This window comes from Paralcaligenes ureilyticus (assembly GCF_004346225.1).
Lineage (GTDB): Bacteria > Pseudomonadota > Gammaproteobacteria > Burkholderiales > Burkholderiaceae_B > Paralcaligenes > Paralcaligenes ureilyticus.
Window position 1 is genome coordinate 75350 of sequence record NZ_SMAJ01000003.1, and the last position, 20529, is coordinate 95878.

General features: G+C 59.0%; 19 protein-coding genes. 9 read left to right on the top strand and 10 right to left on the bottom strand.

Annotation, left to right across the window (positions count from 1 at the left end):
* The first annotated feature begins 27 nt into the window (after positions 1–27).
* From EDC26_RS04955 to EDC26_RS04970, 4 genes are all read left to right on the top strand, one after another.
* Complete coding sequence (locus EDC26_RS04955) at positions 28–795, top strand: crotonase/enoyl-CoA hydratase family protein (RefSeq protein WP_132580179.1); 768 nt, start codon at positions 28–30, stop codon at positions 793–795.
* A gap of 25 nt (positions 796–820) precedes the next feature.
* Positions 821–2344 (top strand): fumarate hydratase, encoded by a 1524-nt coding sequence (locus EDC26_RS04960; protein WP_132580180.1) that lies wholly within the window; start codon positions 821–823, stop codon positions 2342–2344.
* A gap of 136 nt (positions 2345–2480) precedes the next feature.
* A complete protein-coding gene (locus EDC26_RS04965; protein ID WP_132580181.1) occupies positions 2481–3311 on the top strand; it encodes an HTD2 family dehydratase in 831 nt (276 codons plus the stop codon).
* Positions 3308–4531, top strand: coding sequence for a CaiB/BaiF CoA transferase family protein (locus EDC26_RS04970; protein ID WP_132580182.1), 1224 nt, complete (start codon positions 3308–3310; stop codon positions 4529–4531). The genes EDC26_RS04965 and EDC26_RS04970 overlap by 4 nt, the downstream gene beginning before the upstream one ends.
* 50 nt (positions 4532–4581) lie before the next feature.
* Here EDC26_RS04970 and folK read toward each other — a convergent pair whose 3' ends face one another.
* Genes folK through hda form a run of 4 tightly spaced genes read right to left on the bottom strand, consistent with a single transcriptional unit; the run spans position 4582 to position 7831 of the window.
* Positions 4582–5058 (bottom strand): 2-amino-4-hydroxy-6-hydroxymethyldihydropteridine diphosphokinase, encoded by a 477-nt coding sequence (gene folK, locus EDC26_RS04975; protein ID WP_132580183.1) that lies wholly within the window; start codon positions 5056–5058, stop codon positions 4582–4584.
* Positions 5055–6419 carry a polynucleotide adenylyltransferase PcnB gene (gene pcnB, locus EDC26_RS04980; RefSeq protein ID WP_132580184.1) on the bottom strand — a complete coding sequence of 455 codons (1365 nt, stop codon included), beginning with the start codon at positions 6417–6419 and terminating at the stop codon, positions 5055–5057. The genes folK and pcnB overlap by 4 nt, the downstream gene beginning before the upstream one ends.
* A 9-nt stretch (positions 6420–6428) precedes the next feature.
* On the bottom strand, positions 6429–7130 hold the full coding sequence (locus EDC26_RS04985) for an HAD family hydrolase (protein ID WP_132580185.1): 702 nt from the start codon (positions 7128–7130) through the stop codon (positions 6429–6431).
* Entirely contained in the window at positions 7127–7831 is a 705-nt protein-coding gene (gene hda / locus EDC26_RS04990; RefSeq protein ID WP_132580186.1) for a DnaA regulatory inactivator Hda, read from the bottom strand. The genes EDC26_RS04985 and hda overlap by 4 nt, the downstream gene beginning before the upstream one ends.
* Positions 7832–7895: 64 nt before the next feature.
* Between hda and purM the strand changes: the two genes are divergently transcribed.
* The gene (purM, locus tag EDC26_RS04995; RefSeq protein WP_132580187.1) at positions 7896–8945 is read left to right on the top strand and encodes a phosphoribosylformylglycinamidine cyclo-ligase; all 1050 of its coding nucleotides are present in this window, start codon (positions 7896–7898) and stop codon (positions 8943–8945) included.
* Between the two features lie 478 nt (positions 8946–9423).
* Here purM and miaA read toward each other — a convergent pair whose 3' ends face one another.
* Both miaA and mutL read right to left on the bottom strand, forming a co-directional pair.
* Positions 9424–10359: a tRNA (adenosine(37)-N6)-dimethylallyltransferase MiaA gene (gene miaA / locus EDC26_RS05000; RefSeq protein WP_132580188.1), complete on the bottom strand. Its 936-nt coding sequence runs from the start codon at positions 10357–10359 to the stop codon at positions 9424–9426.
* Positions 10356–12212, bottom strand: coding sequence for a DNA mismatch repair endonuclease MutL (mutL, locus tag EDC26_RS05005; protein ID WP_132580189.1), 1857 nt, complete (start codon positions 12210–12212; stop codon positions 10356–10358). The genes miaA and mutL overlap by 4 nt, the downstream gene beginning before the upstream one ends.
* Before the next feature lie 152 nt (positions 12213–12364).
* On the opposite strand from mutL, the gene EDC26_RS05010 reads away from it, so the two are divergent.
* Positions 12365–12997: a VTT domain-containing protein gene (locus tag EDC26_RS05010; RefSeq protein WP_132580190.1), complete on the top strand. Its 633-nt coding sequence runs from the start codon at positions 12365–12367 to the stop codon at positions 12995–12997.
* A 58-nt stretch (positions 12998–13055) separates the two neighbouring features.
* Here the strand turns inward: EDC26_RS05010 and EDC26_RS05015 are convergent, their stop codons facing one another.
* From EDC26_RS05015 to EDC26_RS05030, 4 genes are all read right to left on the bottom strand, one after another.
* Positions 13056–14117, bottom strand: a complete 1062-nt coding sequence (locus EDC26_RS05015) for an AI-2E family transporter (protein WP_132580191.1) — start codon at positions 14115–14117, stop codon at positions 13056–13058.
* A gap of 186 nt (positions 14118–14303) precedes the next feature.
* Entirely contained in the window at positions 14304–15635 is a 1332-nt protein-coding gene (locus EDC26_RS05020; RefSeq protein ID WP_243700790.1) for an N-acetylmuramoyl-L-alanine amidase, read from the bottom strand.
* Entirely contained in the window at positions 15599–16153 is a 555-nt protein-coding gene (gene tsaE, locus EDC26_RS05025; RefSeq protein WP_132580193.1) for a tRNA (adenosine(37)-N6)-threonylcarbamoyltransferase complex ATPase subunit type 1 TsaE, read from the bottom strand. Before tsaE ends, EDC26_RS05020 begins: the two co-directional genes overlap by 37 nt.
* Before the next feature lie 16 nt (positions 16154–16169).
* On the bottom strand, positions 16170–17066 hold the full coding sequence (locus EDC26_RS05030) for an AEC family transporter (RefSeq protein WP_132580194.1): 897 nt from the start codon (positions 17064–17066) through the stop codon (positions 16170–16172).
* Between the two features lie 150 nt (positions 17067–17216).
* Between EDC26_RS05030 and EDC26_RS05035 the strand changes: the two genes are divergently transcribed.
* The 3 genes from EDC26_RS05035 (at position 17217) to EDC26_RS05045 (ending at position 20485) form a co-directional block, all read left to right on the top strand.
* Positions 17217–18200: a tripartite tricarboxylate transporter substrate binding protein BugE gene (locus EDC26_RS05035; protein WP_132580195.1), complete on the top strand. Its 984-nt coding sequence runs from the start codon at positions 17217–17219 to the stop codon at positions 18198–18200.
* 562 nt (positions 18201–18762) lie between these two features.
* Positions 18763–19992 (top strand): tyrosine-type recombinase/integrase, encoded by a 1230-nt coding sequence (locus tag EDC26_RS05040; RefSeq protein WP_132580196.1) that lies wholly within the window; start codon positions 18763–18765, stop codon positions 19990–19992.
* 268 nt (positions 19993–20260) lie between these two features.
* The gene (locus EDC26_RS05045; RefSeq protein ID WP_132580197.1) at positions 20261–20485 is read left to right on the top strand and encodes a hypothetical protein; all 225 of its coding nucleotides are present in this window, start codon (positions 20261–20263) and stop codon (positions 20483–20485) included.
* Positions 20486–20529: the final 44 nt, after the last annotated feature.

The following is a 20529-nucleotide window of genomic DNA, read 5'->3' on the forward strand; positions in this document are numbered from 1 at the left end:
TCGCGCCGTCATTTGCGAGGGTCTTGTATGTCTGGCTTGGTTAAAGTGGAAGTGGTTGATCGAATTCAGATTATTACCATCAATCGTCCCGAGGCACGTAACGCCATCAACTACGACACCGCTGTCCTGCTGGCCGCGGCGTTCGATCAGCTCGATGACGATGAGGGCATTGTCCTGGGCATTTTGACCGGGGCCGGCAATACGTTTTCGTCGGGCATGGATTTAAAGGCCTTCGCCAGCACTGGCCAGCGGCCTTTGATCGATGGCCGTGGCTTCGCCGGGCTGTGCGAGCGCCCTCCCAAAAAGCCCATCATTGCGGCGGTCGAAGGGTATGCGCTGGCGGGCGGTTGCGAAATCGCGCTGGCCTGCGACTTGATCGTCGCCTCCAGCACGGCCAATTTCGGCTTGCCCGAGGTCAAGCGCGGTCTGGTTCCAGGTTCGGGCGGGATGCTTCGTTTGCCGCGGCGCATACCGCATCATGTTGCCATGGAGGTGATTCTGACCGGTGAAATGCTGCCGGCGCAACGGGCTTATGACCATGGGCTGGTGAACCGCTTGGCCGACCCCGGCCAGGCCCTCGAGGCGGCGCTGACTCTGGCGCGGGTCATCGTCGAAAACGGGCCGCTTGCCGTGCAGACGGCAAAAAGAATCGTTACCGAGTCCAAAGACTGGCGCCAGGCCGATATGTTCGATTTGCAGCGCCCTCGGGTAGCGCATATTTTCACGTCCGCCGATGCCAAAGAAGGCGCCACGGCGTTTGCGGAAAAACGCAAGCCCGTCTGGCAGGGAAAATGAGTTTTCAACTTATAAGTTAAGTCTTATGGCTATTACGATCCGAGAAAACGATTTAATCCAGTCCATTGCGGACGCGGTGCAGTTCATTAGTTTTTATCACCCGGCCGACTACATCAGGCATCTGGCGCGCGCCTATGAGCGAGAGCAAAGCCCTGCGGCCAAAGATGCGATTGCACAGATATTGACCAACTCGCGCTTGTGCGCCGAGGGGCATCGCCCCATTTGCCAGGATACCGGTGTCGTAAACGTATTCCTGAAAATAGGCATGAATGTGCGCCTTGATACGCAGCGCAGCCTGCAGGAGGTGTGCGATGAGGGCGTGCGTCAAGGCTACACCAATCCCGATAATCCGTTGCGCGCCTCGATGCTTGACGATCCTTTGTTCGCACGCAAGAACACGCGCGACAACACGCCCTGTATTGTGAATGTCGAGCTGGTTGCCGGCAGCCGGTTCGATGTGCAGGTGGCGGCCAAAGGCGGCGGCTCCGAGAACAAATCCAAATTTGCCATGCTCAACCCCAGCGATTCGATCGTCGATTGGGTGTTGAAAACAGTGCCCTCGATGGGGGCGGGGTGGTGTCCGCCGGGCATGCTGGGCATAGGCGTGGGTGGCACAGCCGAAAAAGCCATGCTAATGGCCAAGCAGTCGCTGATGGACGACATCGATATGTATGAACTGCTGCAACGCGGTCCGGAAAACAAGCTCGAAGCGCTGCGTATCGATCTATACGAAAAGGTCAATGCCTTGGGAATTGGCGCGCAGGGCCTGGGTGGGTTGACGACCGTCCTGGACGTGAAAATCAAGACCTTTCCCACGCATGCGGCCTCCAAGCCGGTCGCCATGATCCCCAATTGTGCCGCCACCCGCCACGTGCATTTCGAGCTTGACGGTTCAGGACCTGCCCAATTGACCCCGCCGTCGCTGTCGGACTGGCCCGATGTGCACTGGGCTCCCGACTACAACAAGTCCTTGCAAGTCGATCTGAATACCCTGACCCGCGAGCAGGTTGCCGGCTGGAAGGCCGGCCAGACGCTGTTGCTGTCGGGCAAGATGCTGACAGGCCGCGATGCAGCCCACAAGCGGATACAGGAAATGCTCGGCCGCGGTGAGCCGTTGCCGGTCGATTTTCGCAATCGCGCGATTTATTACGTTGGCCCGGTCGACCCGGTGCGCGAAGAGGTCGTCGGTCCCGCCGGCCCCACCACTTCCACGCGCATGGACGCGTTCACCGAGATGATGCTGGCTCAAACCGGCCTTATCGCCATGATAGGCAAGGCCGAGCGCGGGCCGGTGGCCATCGATGCGATACGCAGGCATGGCTCGGCGTATCTGATGGCGGTAGGGGGCGCTGCCTATTTGGTCGCTCGCGCCATACGCGGCGCGAGGGTGGTGGGCTTCGAGGATCTGGGCATGGAGGCCATTTATGAGTTCGACGTCAAGGACATGCCGGTAACGGTGGCTGTCGACGCCACGGGTTCCTCGGTCCACGAGACAGGCCCCAAAGAATGGCAGGCGCGGATCGCCGCCATTCCCATTACGCGCGTCTGATGGGGGATCACCGCCGCCGCTACATGACGGATGGTTTGCTTTTATCGAACCCTGCCTTGTAAAAAGGCGAATTCAAAAATATTCGATAAGCAGGCAAGCTTGTAACCTGAACGCTTAATTATCGGAACATGACGAGATGACTGCGATGGACTCCGCCTCCTGGATTGGGCGCACCGAAACTTGCGCTGACCGTATCGATATCGGGCATATCGAAAAAATGGCGCTTAGCCTGGATACCCAGGCGCCCAAACAAGGCGACGCCTTGCCGCTGCTCTGGCAATGGGGCTTGTTCGTCAAGGGGTATCCCTATAATGAATTGGGTGAAGACGGTCACCCCCGGCGCGGCGGGTTTGCGCCGCCCGCCGATAACCGTAATCGCATGTGGGCGGGCGGGCGCCTCCAGTTCCTCCGCGTTTTGCGCGTCGGTGTCGAGGCCAGCCGTGTCTCGACCATTGTTGCCGTCGAGGAAAAAACAGGCCGCAGCGGAAAGTTATTGTTTGTGACGATCAAGCACGAGTATTTTCAGGATGGCCTGCTATGCATTTCCGAAGAGCAGGATGTGGTGTATCGCGAACCCAGCCCGCCCAGGCTTGAAGGGTCCGATCCGGCCCCGCAGGCGGCATGGACGGAAAATGTCATTCCCACTTCCACCATGCTGTTTCGCTATTCGGCCGTCACTTTCAATGGTCATCGCATTCACTACGATTATCCTTATGTAACGCAGGTAGAGGGCTATCCAGGTCTGGTTGTGCATGGCCCCTTGATCGCCACATTGATGTGCCGGGCCTTTAGCCGGGCCAACCCTGATCGTGTGGTGACCTCTTTATCGTATCGGGGTTTGCGCCCGCTCATCGCGCCACGGGCGTTCCAGGTTGCCGGTGCGTTGACCGGCACCGGCTGCGCCCGTTTATGGGCCGAGCAGGACGGAACACTGGCTCATCAGGCCGAAGTGAGGTTCGTGGCATGACACACGCTGAAAAAAACACGCATTCTTCGGGCGCCGCGGCGCTGCGGCCGCTGGACGGCATTACCGTCATTAGCCTGGAACACGCGATTGCGGCGCCGTTTTGCACCCGCCAGTTGGCCGATATGGGGGCCAGGGTGATCAAGATCGAGCGGCCGCAGGTTGGCGATTTTGCCCGCGGCTACGATGCACGGGTTCATGGCCTGTCGTCGCATTTCGTGTGGACCAACCGGTCCAAGGAAAGCCTGACTCTGGACTTGAAAAACACGTCGGCCCAGGAGGTGCTGGAGCGCTTGCTGGGCTGCGCCGATGTGCTGGTGCAAAATCTGGCCCCGGGTGCGGCCGCCCGTCTGGGCTTGTCTTTCGAGGCCTTGCAGGCACGCTATCCGCGCCTGATTGTGTGCGATATTTCCGGTTATGGCGAGGGCGGCCCGTATCAGTACAAAAAAGCCTATGACTTGCTGATCCAGAGCGAAAGCGGTTTCCTGTCGGTAACGGGCTCTGCCGACGAGCCGGCAAAGGCGGGTTGCTCGATCTCGGATATTGCGGCGGGCATGTACGCCTATAGCAGCATTTTGTCGGCGCTTTTGCTGCGCGGCCGCACGGGCTGCGGCAGCCACCTTGATGTGACCATGCTCGAGAGCATGGTCGAATGGATGGGGTTTCCCATGTATTACGCGTTTGACGGCGCCGCTGCGCCCCAACGCTCGGGTGCGGCTCATGCCACGATCTATCCGTACGGACCGTTTCCGGTGGGCGATGGGTCGCAGATTATGCTGGGCCTGCAAAATGAGCGCGAGTGGGTGGCTTTTTGCCAGAAGGTGCTCGCGCGGCCCGAATTGGCGCAAGATGCCCGTTTTTCTTCGAACCCGGCCCGAGTCGAGCATCGCGATGCCTTGCGTGTTTTGATCATGGAGGTCTTTGGCGCCTTGAGCCGCGACCAGGTGCTGGCTCGCCTGGACGATGCGCAGATTGCCAATGCCAGCGTCAATACCATGGGCGACGTCTGGAATCATCCGCAACTCGCGGCGCGTGAGCGCTGGCGCGAAGTCGATTCTCCGGCCGGGCCTTTGCCGGCCTTGATACCGCCGGCCACCAACTCGGCGTTTGCCGCCCGTATGGATGGCGTGCCGGCTTTGGGCGAACACTCTGAAGCGATTCTGCGTGAGCTGGGTTATTCCGACGGCGATGTGGCCAGGTTGGCGCAAGAAGGCGTCATTTAGAAACCGTCATTGGGAAACGAAGCGATCGGCTGTTTCGGCGCGCGGAAACGTCAGTCGGGCAGGCGCTCGATGGCCTGATCCGAACAGGCCGCCAGCAAATCCTTTAATGAACCCTGCGGCAATTGCAAGTCGGCCGCCAGATCGCTTAGGGGTTTGAGCACGAAGGCGCGCTGGTGCATTCTGGGGTGCGGAACGGTCAGATCGGCCTGGTCGATGGTGCTGCTTCCGTACAATAACAAGTCCAGATCCAGGGTGCGCGGCGCGTTGCGGTAGGGGCGCAGGCGCCCATGCCCGTGTTCGATATTTTGTAAAACAGCCAGCAGTGCTTGCGCGGTGAGGTTGGTTTGGATCGCCGCTACCGCGTTGATGTAGTGGGGGCCGCCGGCGTCGATGGGAGCGGTTCGGTACAGCTTCGATAGCTTCAATTGGCTGACGCCGGGAGTTTGCGACAGCTCAGAGGCCGCCTGCAGCACCGTCGCCTGCGCATCGCCCAGGTTGGCGCCCAGGCCTATGTAAGCCAAAATCATTCGGGAGCCGGGCCCGCCGCGTTGGCCGGACGGCGTCGTGGGCGCGGTTTGCGGCGTCGCGACGGATTGGCTGCGGTCGTGTTTTTGCTTTGCTGGATATAGGTCTCGATGATGGCGGCGCGGTCGCCGTCGTCCGCATTGGCCAGATCCATCCACCATTGCGCCTGAACGCTATCGACCTCGTGGGCTTCGGCGCGCAATTGCAGGAAATCAACGGCTGCGCGAAAACGCGGCTGCTCCAGCATACGCCAGATGCTTTTTCCCGTGGCGCGTTCGAAGCGCGGTTGCATGAACCAAATATCGCGCATATCGGCCTGAAAGCGCCGCTGTATGGCAAGCTTGCGTGTTTGCTCTTCGAGCACCGAGTCGGCCGCCTGCATCAGCGCGGCAACGGGGTGTTCGCCTTGGGCGACGATGGCTTGCCAGCGTTTGTCCACCAGTTTCCAGAGCAGGGCAGCAAACAGGAAACTGGGGCTGATGGTCTTGCCGGCCCGGATGCGGGCGTCGGTGCGTTCCAGGGCCAGCTCAATAAATTGTTCGCCGCCTGTTTCCTGGAAGATCAGGTCGATGAGCGGCAGCAGCCCCTGGTGCAACCCGACCGCGCGCAATTGCCGCAGGCAATCCATGGCGTGGCCGCAAGTCAGCAGCTTGAGCATTTCATCGAACAGGCGCGAGGCGGGTACGTTTTCGATCAGAGGCGCCAGCCTCTTGATTGGCGCCAGCGTAGCCGGATCGAGAGTGGCGTTCAGTTTGGCGGCAAATCGCATGGCGCGCAGCATGCGCACCGGGTCTTCCCGGTAGCGTGTTTCAGGGTCGCCCATCATGCGCACAATGCGCTTTTTCAAGTCGGCGACGCCATGCTGGAAATCGATGACTTCTTCCTTGATGGGATCGTAATACAGCGCGTTCATCGTGAAGTCACGCCGCACGGCATCTTCTTCATGCGTGCCGAAGGTGTTGTCGCGCAATAGGCGGCCGTCTTCATCGGCCTCCTGGTCGGCCGCGGCCGGGGCGCGAAACGTAGAGGTCTCGATGATTTCCTGGCCGAAAACCACATGCACCAATTGAAAGCGGCGGCCTATGATGCGGGCGCGGCGAAACAATGGGCGGATCTGGTTGGGCGTAGCGTTGGTTGCGACGTCGAAATCCTTGGGCTCCAGGCCCACGATCAGGTCGCGCACGGCTCCGCCCACAATATAGGCGTCGAACCCCTGCTGATGCAGAACCTCGCACACCTTGATGGCGTGGCGCGAAACGTTGCGCCGATCGATCCCGTGCTTGTCGCGTGTCAGCCGCTGCGGACCGGACGGCTGGGTGGTAAATAGTCGGCTGACAAAGTTTTTTATTGTTTCAGTGAGCATGGCTGTAGTTTAGGATTTTTTGTCTTGCATGTGAGCAAAAAGCTCAAGAACCTGCCAGCCGCGTTCTTGCGCGACACGCCGCAAGGCGGGACTGGGGTTGGTGGCGATGGGGTGGGTGACCGCATCGAGCAGGGGAATGTCGTTGGGAGAGTCGCTGTAAAACCAGGATTGCTCGAAGTCGCCCAGTGTGTGTCCCAAGTCGGCCAGCCACGTTTTGACGCGAATAAGCTTGCCTTCCCGAAAGCTGGGCGTGCCGCTGATGCGTCCAGTGTAATACCCGTTCTGGTATTCGGCATTGGTGGCAATCAAATGCGGAATGCCGAATGCCCGGGCAATGGGAGCGGTGACGAAGTGATTGGTGGCGGTGACGAGGGCGCACAAATCGCCCTGCACCAGGTGTTGCTGCACGAGGTCTTGCGCCACGGGCAGGATATTGGGCCGTATGACTTCGCACATGTAGTGCTCGTGCCATTGCGCCAACTCGGCGCCGTTGACGCGCGTGAGCAGCCCGAGCATGAATTCGCCCGCTTCTTCGGCCGTGAGGGTACCGGCGTTGTAGCGTTGCATCAAATCTTCATTGCGGCGCTGCGCTTCCAGGGGGTCCCCCGCGCGGCCCGTGCGGGCGAGAAAATCCGCCCATTGAAAATCGCTATCCAGAGGAAGCAGCGTGTGGTCAAGATCAAATAAGGCAAGACGTTTGGGGTGAGTCATAAGTGGTTTGATTCGGTCGTGGCGTCAAGCGCCAGCAGGTCGCGCAGCAACGGTAGCGTGATGGCGCGATGCGTCTCAAGCGAGTAGCGGTCCAGCGCGTCGAGCAGCGCGCCAAGCCTGCCCATGTCGCGGGCGTAATGACCCAGCAGCCACTTGATGATATCGGGCGATAGGGCCAGGCCGCGTTCGTGGGCACGCTTGTTCAGGGCGGCGATGCGGTCCGGATCGGATAGAGGCTCGAGACGGAACACCAAGTCCCACCCCAGGCGGGTGCGCAGATCTTCACGCAGCGACATGGCCAGCGGCGCCCTGTCGCCGGCAAGCAGCATGGCAAACGCCTGCCCGGTTGTCGCCATTTCGCGCCAGCGGTTGTATAGGGCGAATAGAGCGGCTTGCGCCGCTTTATTGAATAGCCCGACATCGTCTAACGCGATCAGCTTGAATGTGATCGTCTCTGCCATCGCGACTGATTTTAACGTATCGGCGGCGTCTGCCGCCTGGAAATACAGAGAATCGGGTTCTGCGCTGAGTGCTTTGAGCAGATGGGTGCGCCCTGTGCCGGGGGCGCCCCATAGGTAAATGGCGCGGCCCGGGGGCAGATTTCCCAGGGCATCCATGGCTGCGCCATTGGCGCCGGCCACGAAATTATCCAGCGTGGCCTGGGGGGCGGGCAGCAGATCGAGCAGCAATTGCCGGGTCATATCGTAAAATTGGCTTTCGGTTTTAATCTAATATGCAATTTTTGCACATCCCACGGCATTCCTCATGATAAACAAACAATCAGGCTCATTGACTTACCGCGACGCAGGGGTCGACATCGATGCGGGCGATGCGCTGGTGGATCGAATCAAGCCCCTGGCGGCTAAAACCATGCGCGCGGGGGTAATGGCCGGCATTGGCGGGTTTGGGGCTCTATTCGAGGTGCCCAAGCGTCTTAAAGAACCGGTGCTGGTCTCGGGCACCGACGGGGTAGGGACGAAGCTGCGGTTGGCTTTCGAGTGGAATCGTCACAATACCGTGGGGATCGATCTGGTCGCCATGAGCGTGAACGATATTCTGGTGCAGGGCGCCGAACCCTTGTTCTTCCTGGATTACTTTGCGTGCGGCAAGTTATCGGTCGATACCGCGGCCAGCGTCGTGGGAGGCATTGCCAACGGTTGCGAGCAGGCCGGCTGCGCCCTGATTGGCGGCGAGACCGCCGAAATGCCGGGCATGTACCCGGATGGCGAATACGACCTGGCGGGCTTTGCGGTGGGGGCGGTAGAAAAATCGCGCATCATCGACGGCAAGTCTATCGTTGTGGGCGATGCAGTGCTGGGCCTGGCTTCCAGCGGCGCGCACTCCAACGGGTTTTCATTGCTTCGCAAAATTCTCAGCCATGCCAATGCCAAACCTGACCAGGATCTGGGCGGCCGGCCGTTGGGCGATGTGGTCATGGAACCCACCCGCATTTACGTTAAATCCCTGCTGGCGGCTTTGAACGAGCATGGCGCAGCCATCAAGGGGCTGGCGCACATTACGGGCGGTGGCTTGCTGGATAATGTGCCGCGCATTTTGCAGCCCGGCCTTGCGGCGCAACTGCATCGCGACGCCTGGAACATGCCCGAGCTGTTTTCCTGGCTGCAGAAAAAGGGCGGCGTCGCCGACACCGAAATGCACCGCGTATTCAACTGCGGGATTGGCATGGTCATTGTCGTGCCGGCCGCGCGGGCCGATGCGGTAGCGGCAAGCCTGGCCGCACTGGGAGAGCAGGTCTATCGTCTGGGTGAAATCATTGAACAGGCGGCGGGCGCGGCGCAAACGGTGGTGATTTAGTGTGCTGTTTGGCTAATCAAATAGCACACTAGATAGAGCATTTTTGGTCAACCGGTATCCAGCACGGGATGTTTTGGTATTTGGCTAGACGTTTGGATATTTGAAGACGCCGTCTAGGGAGGCTGGGCGGGGCCGGCACGGCGTGCTTGATCCGGATCTGCCTCGTCCAGGCGGGCGTCGGGCCAAACTCGCTACGCCGCTGTCGCGGCTGCGCTCAAACATGGCCCGCCGACAGCCCCCGCCTTCCCTACGTCAGCATCCGGAGCACGCCTTACGCCGGCCCCGCCCAGCCTCCCTAGACGGCTCGCGTCGTGGTATGCCCGGAACTCACTGGCCCGCAGCCTGCCTCTATCACGTTGCCCGCCGCCCCCGCACCCCTTGCCCTGCGGCGTCTCAATAGAATTCCCCCCCAAACGGCTCAAAAAAAACAGCGACACGAAACGCGTTCAGTTCCGTAAACACTTCAGCCGAAAATGCCCTAGAGCGCCCAGATGCGTGAAACCGCGTCCAGCACTTGCTTTGCGGCGTCGGGCGCCAGACAGTCGATGACTTGCCGCTGCGGTTGGGCGCGCAGCCACGTAAGCTGGCGTTTAGCCAGTTGCCGGGTTGCGGCGATGGCTTGCGTTATGGCGTCGTCCAGGTCCGTTTTGCCGTCCAGATAGTCCCAGATCTGTCGGTATCCCACGCAGCGCATCGAAGGCAGCCCCGTATGCAGATCGCCGCGGTCATGCAGCGTTTTCACTTCGGCGAGTAAGCCGCGTTCGAGCATTTGTCCGTAGCGCTGCGCGATACGGGCATGCAGGGCGAGCCGGTCCGAGGGTTCCAGGCTGACGGTGACGTAGTCGTAATCGCTGTCAGCCTGGGTGCGTTCCGCAGCCAGCAATGTCGACATGGGCTGGCCGGTGATCCGGTAGACTTCGATGGCGCGCTGAATGCGTTGGCTGTCGTTGGGGGCCAGCCGCTGCGCGGTTGCGGGGTCGAATTCGGCCAGCTTCCGATGTTGTGCGGGCCATCCCGATTGCTGTGCCTCGGCGTCGATGGCGGCGCGAATAGCGGAATCGGCCGGGGGCAATTCATTCAAACCTTCGCGCAGGGCTTTGTAATACAGCATGGTGCCGCCGCAAAGCAACGGGATCCGGCCGCGCTGCAAGATTGTGGCAATCAGCTGCCGTGCGTCTTGGCTGAATTCGGCCGCCGAATAGCTTTCGGCCGGATCGCGTATATCCAGCAGGTGCTGCGGCACCTGCTGCCGCTCGGAGGCAGAAGGTTTGGCTGTGCCGATATCCATGCCGCGATAAATCGTGGCCGAATCGACGTTGATCACCTCGATCGGCCAGCGGGCCGCGAGCGCCAGGGTGGCCGCGCTTTTGCCGGCTGCGGTGGGGCCCGCCAGGCATACGATGGCCGTTTTCACTGGCCGCGCATGAAAAGCTTGTCGAGCTCGCCCAGTTGCCACTGGACCCAGGTCGGCCGCCCGTGGTTGCACTGGTCGGCGCGTTCGGTGCGTTCCATTTTGCGCAGCAGCGCATTCATCTCTTCGATCGACAGGCGCCGATTGGCGCGCACCGAGCCGTGGCACGCCATGGTCGAGAGCAGTTCGTTGCGTTGCTCGGTCAGGCGCGGCGAACTGCCCACACTGGCAAGATCGCGCAAAACATTGCGTGCCAGCGATTCGATATCGCCGCTGGCGAGCAGGGCTGGAACGGCCCGCACCGCCAGGGAAGTAGGGCCGGCGGGTCGAATCACCAACCCAAGCCCGGTCAGAGTCGTTTCATATTCTTCGGCCAGGCCAATTTCCTTTTCCGTCACGTTGAACACGACCGGCACCAGCAGGTCTTGCCGGGGCAGCTCACGAGCATCCATGGCGTTCTTCAATTGTTCGTAGACGACGCGCTCGTGTGCGGCGTGCATGTCCACCAGCACGAGTCCGTGGCGGTTCTGGGCCAGGATATAGATGCCATGCAGTTGGCCTAGCGCCATGCCTAACGGAAATTCCTCCGGCCCGGCGGCAGACCGGGCATCGAGGCTTGCGGTTGCCGGGCCGGCCGCCATGTCGGCAAGCGGACGGTACAGCGTCTGCCAGTCGGCCCCTGTCCCGGCTGAGTCGCGCAAAGGCATGCTGGCTTGCCTGGTCGGCGGTATGTAAGTGCGCCTGGCATCCGGGCTATGCGTGAAGCCTGGAGCACCGGCCGAAATTCTGCCTGATTCGTCATCGGCCCCGGCGCCGCCTGATTGCGGCGATTCGGCCATATCAGTGGCCGGACCCGCAACGCTTTGTCCGCCCATTTGCGCCAGCGTTTGAGCGAGTGTCTGAGTCACATAGCGGTGTATTGCGCCGCTTTCGCGGAATCGCACTTCCTGCTTGGCCGGATGCACGTTGACGTCCACGGTGGAGGGGTCCACGGCCAGGAACAAGACATAGGCCGGCTGGCGATCGCCGTGCAACACGTCGCTGTAGGCCTGGCGCACGGCGTGCGAAACGGTGCGGTCTTTCACGTAGCGCCCGTTGACGTACAGGTATTGCTGGTCGGCGCGTGCGCGTGCATAGGTGGCGCGCGTAATCATGCCGCGCAAGGCGATCAGCCCTTGTTCCACATCGACATCCAGAGCCTGTTCAGAAAAATCGGCGCCCAGCACATCGCGTATGCGCTGGGGCATGCTCGTCGCGCGCCAGTGGCGCTGCGCCTTGTCGTTGTGGAATAGCCGGAAGCTTACCTGAGGGTGAGCCAAGGCAATGCGCTCGAGCGCATCGACGCAGTGGCCATATTCGGTGGCCTCGGAGCGCAGAAATTTGCGGCGGGCAGGCACCTCATCGAATAATTGACGTATGTCGACCGTTGTGCCCTGCGGGCCCGAAGCGGGGGTGGGGGTGTGTGCGCCGCGGGACAGCTGCCAGGCGTGATCGGCGTCAGGCCTGCGCGAGGTTAGCGTCAGCTGTGCCACGGCCGCAATCGATGCCAGCGCCTCGCCGCGAAAACCCAGTGAGGCTACCGACTCGAGTTCCGCCAGGGTCTGGATTTTGCTGGTTGCATGGCGGGTAAGCGCCAGGTCAAGCTCGGTGTGCTCGATGCCTTGACCATCGTCGGTGACGGCCACCCGGCGTATACCGCCGCCTTCAAGGCGTATGTCGATGGATTGAGCTCCGGCATCGATCGAGTTTTCGAGAATTTCTTTTAACACCGATGCCGGGCGCTCAATGACTTCGCCCGCGGCAATCTGGCTGATCAACAGGTCTGGGAGGGTCGCAATGGCGCGGTGTTCGAGCATCGAGGGCTTCCGTATGGGCGGGGGCGTGCATGGAGTGAGCGAGTCGGCGCGGCTCGCTCCAGGCAATTTTAGCCCCATGAATGCAAAAGTCGCGCAAGCTGTGGGCGCGAGTAAGCTATATTGCGATATCTCTTTTATGTGGTCGTGCCGATATGCCTGATTTTTTAAACATGATTTTTCATATTGATCAATTTCTTGGGACGTGGGTCGCCCTATACGGCGCCTGGATTTACCTGGTTTTATTCTTGATTATCTTCAGCGAGACCGGTCTGGTCGTTTTTCCGTTCTTGCCGGGCGACTCCTTGCTGTTCATCGGTGGCGCCTTTGGTGCCTCGGGCCTGATGGATCCGGTGTTGCTGACCGTTTTATTGATCGCAGCCGCCGTGTTGGGCAATACCGTGAACTACGCAATAGGGCGTTATATCGGCCCGCGCGTCTTTTCCAGTGATTTCAAGTTTCTGGATCACAATGCACTCATCAAGACGCACGCTTTTTATGAGCGGCACGGAGGAAAAACCATCGTTCTGTCGCGTTTCCTGCCGGTTTTCCGGACGTTTGCCCCCTTTGTAGCCGGCGTGGGCAGCATGAATTTCCTGCGTTTTCAGTTGTTCAACGTTTCGGGTGCGGTGCTTTGGGTGGCCGGCCTGGTGACGCTAGGCTATTTTTTTGGCAACGTCCCCATCATCAAAGAGCACCTGAACACCATCGTACTGATAGGCGTGGGTGCCGCAATCGTGCCGGTGGTCTTGGGCGCATTATGGAAGCTGTTTAAAAGAAAGGCCTAGTGTGTGTTTGGCTAATCGAATTAGCGAAACAGCGCATCAGCCGCCGGCGTTTTGGGGCCTATTCCTCCTGGTTCAATCGGATCGCAGCGGGAAACAGGTCCCAGCAGGAAATGAACAGCGCAGCAAAGAGCGGGCCGATGACAAAACCATTTAGTCCGAATGTCGCCATGCCGCCCAGCGTTGAGATCAGTATGACGTAATCGGGCATTTTGGTGTCCTTGCCCACCAGCATCGGCCGTAGCGCGTTATCGACCAAGCCGATGACCACGACGCAGAAAAGGGTCAGGACGACTCCCTGCCAGATGGCGCCTGTCACCAGGAAATAAATGGCGACCGGCACCCAGATCAGGGCCGCGCCGATAGCGGGTAGCAGGGACAGGAAGGCCATCAGCACACCCCAGAATAGAGCGCCCTGTATGCCCAGAAACCAAAAGATCAGGCCGCCCAGTGCGCCTTGCGTGGCGGCCACCACAATATTGCCTTTGACAGTCGCTCGTACGACCGTGGCGAATTTGCGAAATAAATGTTGCTGATGGTCTTCGCTAAGCGGTATTAATTGCTTGCTTTTGCGGGCCAAGTCGGAGCCGTCGCGCAGCAGGAAAAACAGCAGGTAAAGCATAATCCCTAAGCCCAGCATGAACTCGAAAGTGTGTTGGCCAAAGCTGACGGCCTGTGACGCCAGGAACTTGCTGCCCGCCATCGCGCCGGCGGACAGTTTGTCGCGCAGGCTGAGAATGTCGCCTACCCCCAGGCGATCGAGCGTATCGTGCACCGATGTCGGCAGCGCGTTGATGATCTGTTCGAAATTGGCGCCCAGATTCAGTTGCCCGGAGCTGACTTGTTTGTAGATGGCCGCGCCCTCCTGCACAAGCAGGCCGCTGACCAGGATCAGCGGAATGATCACGATCAGCACGATGATCGTTACCGTAAAGAGGGCCGCGAGGTTGGGGCGCTTGGGCAGCCTGGCCAGCAGCCGTTTGTGCATTGGCGTAAAGACGATGGCCAGGATCACGCCCCAGAAGATGGCGGCGTAATAAGGCAGCAAGACCCAGATGAATGCAGCGGTAACCGTCGCCAGCAACAGCAGGAAGGTACGAAAATAAAGATTGGAATTGTCCATCCGGTATCCAGGTAACAAGGCACTCGGAGCGCAGGTGCGATAGGATCCGCAATGCCTATAAATGATGCCGCAGAGGCACAATTCTATGCGATCCGCCGCCTGTGCGGCGAAAATTGAAACGAGCCTCCTGCAAAGCAGAAGACTCGTTTGGGCCGCGGTGCCCTCCAGAACCGGCGGCGTTGGAAATCAGGCGCGCCGGGCCAATGGCGGGTTGGACGCAAAGTAGTTGTTAATGCCGCCGAGGATGGCTTGGGCGATGCGATCCTGGTGGGCAGGGCTGCGCAGCATGCGCTCTTCTTCGGGGTTGCTGATGAACGCCGTCTCGACCAGTATGGATGGAATATCTGGGGCTTTAAGTACGGCAAACCCGGCGCGTTCGACCTGTTTGCTATGCAAGGTGTTGATTTGCTTCAATTGATTCAACACATGATCGCCCGCTCGTATGGCATCGTTGATTTGCGCACCCGTCGATAAGTCGAGCAGCACTTGCGCAACCTGCTTGTTGTGAGAACCCAGGTTGACCCCGCCGATCAGATCGGCATCGTTTTCGCGTTGCGCCATCCAGCGCGCCGCGCTGCTCGATGCGCCGTGCTGCGACAAGGCAAACACCGACGAGCCGCGTGCGCTGGGCTTGATCCAGGCATCGGCATGTATGGAGACGAACAGGTCCGCCTTGACGCGGCGCGACTTCTGCACACGCACGTGCAGCGGCACAAAGTAGTCGTTGTCACGCGTCAGATAGGCGCGCATATTGGGTTGCGCATCAATGAGTTTTTTCAGGCGTTTCGCGATGAGCAGCACAATATTTTTTTCGTGAGTGCCTGCGCGCCCGGTGGCTCCCGGGTCCTCACCGCCGTGGCCGGGGTCCAAAGCGATCAGAATTGGGCGGTTCGACTCCGGGCCGCTCGCCAGCGGTGGAGGAGGGGGCGTATTGGTCCCCTTTTTGGCACGCTCGGGCGGCAGTTGCTGGCCCTGAACAGACGGGATGGGGGCCTGGTCGGGTGAATTCTGCGCCAGGCTCTCCAATACGTCGGCCAGCGGGTCTTTATTGTTGCCGTTGTCAATAATGGCCATCAGCGGGTCTTGCGCGACTTTGGGATACAGATCCAGAACCAGGCGGTATTTATACTCGCCTATGGGCTTGAGCGTGAAGACTTGCGGCGCAATGGCCTGCTTCAGATCAAATACCAGTCGGATCACGTCGGGCCGATTTTGCGCGACTCGCACTGATGAAATGTAGGGGTCGTTGGGCCGTACCTTGGAAACCAGATCGCTGATCGCGTGATTCATCGACAGGCCCTGGATGTCAACCACCAGCCGGTTCGGGTTTTCAAGCGTGAAATGCTCGGCTTTCAGCTCGGTATCCATTTCGAGCGTCACCCGCGTGTATTCGTCGGCGGGCCAGGTGCGTACGGCCAGTATGGTTCCTGCCATCGCCAGGCGCGGGATAACGGGCAAGACAAGCAGGGTTGTGGCGGTCGCTATAAGGCGGCGGCGGGATTGTCCTTTTGGGGACATTCCTCCGCAGGAGAGGGGAGTGTTGTCAGCCATAATTGTCCTCTGGTGCTATATGCGGTCAGGCAGGCTAATCGTCCGTTTTCCATGTAACTGAGGCTTATTTCGAGATCCGGAGGCGGCAACAATGCCCCGGCTTGCTCAGGCCATTCAATTAAAACAACCGCTTCTTTTTGCAAAATCTCTCGAAACCCGGCGTCTACCCATTCGCGTGAATCTCTAAATCTATAGAAATCAAGGTGATAGAAGTATAAGTTAGAAAGATTATAGCTTTCAAGTAGCGCATAGCTAGGACTTTTTATTCGGCCGGTGATGCCGGCGGCTCGCAACAGCGCTCGGGCAAAGCTGGTTTTACCCGCGCCAAGGTCTCCTTTTAGATGAATTCTTCCTCCCGTATGCCCGGCCCCGAGCTTGGGATGAGTGCCGCACAGCATGGGGGCAAGTTCTTTGGCCAACGCGATTGTGGCGTCTTCATCGGCCAAATAGCGATTAATTGTTTTTAAGATGTGTTTTTTTTGCATAATGCCAGGATGAGCTTCAATAAGAGCCTATCATGAGCCAGAACGGGATGGTCATGGCCGATAACAGCGTGCCCAAAGACATGATCACCGCAACCAGACGGCCATTGCCGCCCATTCTGGCCGCCAGGACATGGGCGGAAGACGCCGTGGGCAGAGCACCAAATAACAACACTATCTGCCGCTCCAAAGGGGGCATATGGAGTGCCCAGCCGATAAAAATTGCCGCAAGCGGGGTAAAAAGAAGCCGTACCGCAATCATCCAGCCCATCAATTTTTCGGCGCCGCGGCCGCCTGAAAGTGAAAGCGTCGCCCCCACGCACATCAGCCCGATGGCAATTGCGCAGGCACCCAGCCTGCCCAGGGTCGCGTCAATGGGCTTGGGTATGGGCACACTTAAAAAGTTGGCCAGCAGGCCCAGTACCGTGGCAATGATAAACGGATTGCGCATGATCTCTTTGAATATCTTGCCGCCATTTTGCCGAGCCAGCGCATGCACGGCGGCCATATTGCTGAGCGGCACGGCAAAGCCCACCATGACCGCCATGATGGTCTGGCCGGCCGCGCCCCCAAAGCCGCCGGCGAGCGACAGGCCGATGAAGGTGTTGAAGCGAAATGCGCATTGCGTGGCCGAGGCATGGGCCAGCGGGTCGGGCCTGAACAAGGGCACAGCCAGCCAGGCCATGGCGATCCCAAAACCCATAACCGCCATGGTTGCCTGGAACAATAAAGAAGCGTTGCCTAAACTGAGAGGTGTTTGGGTAAGCGAATGGAACAGCAGTGCTGGAAACAGCACAAAATAAACGAGTTGCTCCGCTCCATTGAAGAATTCTCGTGAGAAATTCAGCTTGTGAAGCAAAACCCAGCCCAGGGCTATAAGCAGGAAATCGGGCAGTACAAGTGGGATGACGGACATAGTGCCGGAAGGTAGCTTCTAGGGGTAAATGCGGCGTTTCGGCGGGAGTCAATCATGTTATCCTGCCTGACTTGATTTTTAGGGCGCGTGGCGTTACCGCGCGCCCTAAAAGATTATTAATGATTATATGGGCCTTCAGGAGGGAATTTCATGGCTTTATTTTCCAATAAGCTTTTGGTGCTGGCGCTTGCCGCCGGCTCGGTCTTAGCAGCGCCTGCGGCGCAGGCCGCCGCCTACCCAGAGCATGCCATACGGGTCATCGTGCCCTTTGCGCCGGGCGGCTCCACCGACATCGTTGCGCGTATCGTCACGCAGCGCATGAGCCAACTGATGGGACAGACCCTGGTAGTGGAAAACCGGGGCGGTGCGGGTGGGGCCATTGGCGCGGCCGAAGCCGCAAGAGCCAAGCCCGATGGATATACATTATCCATCGCCACGGTTTCCACCATGGCGGTCAACGCGGCCTGCCGTCCGCATGACCTGACCTACAACCCCCTTACCGACTTCCTGCCTATCACCAATTTCGCCAACGTACCTAACGTGATCGAAGTCAATCCCAAATTCCCGGCGAAGGATTTCAAGGAGTTTGTCGCTGTCCTGAAGAAAAACCCAGGCAAATATTCGTTTGGCAGCTCGGGCACCTGCGGCGTCCTGCACTTGTTCGGCGAGGCCTTCAAGATGGCCACCGGCACCGATATCGTGCATGTGCCCTATAAAGGTTCAGGCCCGGCGGTTACCGACGCGGTGGGCGGCCAGATTGAAATCCTGTTCGACAACATGCCCTCGTCGATGCCGCAAATCCTGGCAGGCCATCTGCGTGCCATGGCTATCGCATGGCCTGAACGCCTGAGCGCTCTTAAAGACGTGCCGACTTTGGCCGAAGTGGGCTACCCTCAGTTGAACCAGCCCGCCTGGTATGGTTTGCTTGCACCTAAAGGCACCCCGGTCGAAATCATCAACAAACTGCACGATGCCGCCGTGATGGCCCTGAAAGACCCCAAAGTAATCGATGCGCTTGAGAAGCAAGGCGCGAAACCGTCGGGCAATACCCCGGCCGAGTTCGCCAAGGAAATCAAAGAGCAATACGATTGGGCCAAAGATGTCGTCGCCAAAGGGCATATCAGCCTGAAGTAAATAGTGGCGCGGTCATTGCAGCGGGCGTCAGTGTTCTGGCGCCCGCTGCGGTTTGGCACTAACTGCGGTTTTGGCTAGCACGCATGCGGGCCTTGCTATACTCCCTAAACGCTGATTGTCTCCATAGTTAAATGGATATAACTTTCCCCTCCTGAACATTTGGGCACCTGGCGCCGAAAGGTCCAGCGTGAATGCGCTTAACATCGGTGAACCCCCTGTGCAAACGAGGCAATACCGAGCGAAGCCTGCACTGTGCAGGAACGTGTAGAGACTCGACAGGCGCAACCTGCGGCTACGGCCATGGTTAAGATAGAGTCCAGACCACAAACCGAAAGGGCGATGAAAATCGTAGTGGTACGAAGGGAAGATTGCAGGTTCGATTCCTGCTGGAGACGCCAACTATCAATATACAGACATCTGCAGCCCTATACGAAACCCGCATGCTTATTGGCATGGCGGGTTTTTTGTTGTCTGTGAGTGTCTGCATGAATGGATTGACAGCGACGGTATTTAGGCGGTACTTTTGGCGGTATCTTCACGTACCGTCAGGAAAAATACCGTCATGGCCCTTACCGATATCCAAGTCAAACAGGCCAAGCCCAGAGAAAAGCCCTACGCGCTGCGCGATGGCACGGGCCTGTATCTTGAGGTGAAGGCCGCCGGCAAGTATTGGCGTTGGGACTATCGCTACCAGGGCAAGCGCAAAACCGTCGCTTATGGTGTGTACCCGGCGGTGAGTCTGACGCAAGCGCGTGCTCGTCATCAGACTGCTCAGGGTTTGCTGGAAGGTGGCGCGGATCCTATGGCTTTGAAGAAAGCCAAGAAACATGCTGATCAACAGTCGCAAGAGACCAGTTTCAAGGTGATTGCGCAAGAGTGGTATCAGTCGCAGGTGTCGGGCTGGTCCGCAGACCATGCCCAGCGGGTGATGGGTTTCTTTGACAATCACATCTATCCCGAAATAGGCAGCAAGCCCATTGCGGCTATCCCGCCCCTGGAGGTACTGGACGTTATCCGTAAGATGGAGGCCAAGGGTCTGGGGGAATCCTGCTACAAGGCCTTGGCGCAAATCGGCAAGGTGTTCATGTATGCCGTGGTTTCCGGCCGAGCCCAGACGAACGCCGCGGCGGGCCTACGGGACTTTCTGAAGCCAGCGCCTCCGGTAGCCCACCATCGACACATGGATGAAAAGGAGCTGGGCAAGTTCATGAGGCTGATCGATACCTACGGCGGCCTGCCTCAGACCCGGATTGCCACCAAACTGGTGATGCTGTGCTTCATGCGAAGTAATGAGCTGCGCCAAGCCACCTGGGCAGAAATCGATTGGGAGGCGGGTCTATGGCGCATTCCGTCTGCCCATCGCAAGGGGAGCAAGACCCTGAAAGCCTCGGGCATTCCGCACATCATCCCACTGAGCCGCCAAGCCGTGGAGCTGCTGCGAGAGCTGGAGCAACACACGGGCGAACGTGAATTGATGTTTGAAGGGCAGAAGCGCCATACGCCGATCAGCGAGAACACGATCAATAAGGCGCTGGCCGCCATTGGCTATGGGGATGAGCAAAGCACGCACGGTTTTAGAAGCCTGGCCAGCACCATCCTGAATGAACACGGCTTTAACCCGGATGCGATCGAGCGCCAGCTCAGTCACATCGACAAGAATCAGGTCAGGCGCGCCTATGACCATTCCAAGCGCCTGGACGAACGCGCCACGATGCTGCAATGGTGGGCCGATTACCTCTATAGCAAGGCAGGCTCGAATGTGGTGCCGCTTGCGCCGGCCAAGACGGCTTAGCCGTGCCTGTGGATAACTCTTTATGCAGACCAAAAATAAAAGTGGCTAGTTTTTGACCAAGTACCCACTTCTTCGCAAAGCCTTGCGGCGCCTGCGTTTCCCGATATGCGTAAAAAACTTATGCACTGGGCTAATTCTCATAACGGGTTTTATGTCAATTAATGCGTATTAAATTAATAGATATGTTTGCATATGGGGATTATAAGGTTTATTATTTAATCTCATTCTCGCCCGTGCGCGAGACCACGAACACCAACCGAGGGAACGCATGAGCCCTGAAGAATTTTCAATTGCGCTCAAGGCACTGGACTGGAAGCAGTCCGACTTCTGCCGCATGGCCGGGGTCAACAAATCGACGCCCAGCCGCTGGATGACACTGGATTCACCCATACCGGACTGGGTGCCGAAGTTTCTAGGCATGGGGCTGGAGGTCAAGCGCCTGCATGACACGTATGTATTGCCGCCCAAGGCTGGCAAGAAATCCGACGCCTGACGGTTTCAGGCAAAGCGGGGCGCAAGGTGTTAGAGCACCAAGCA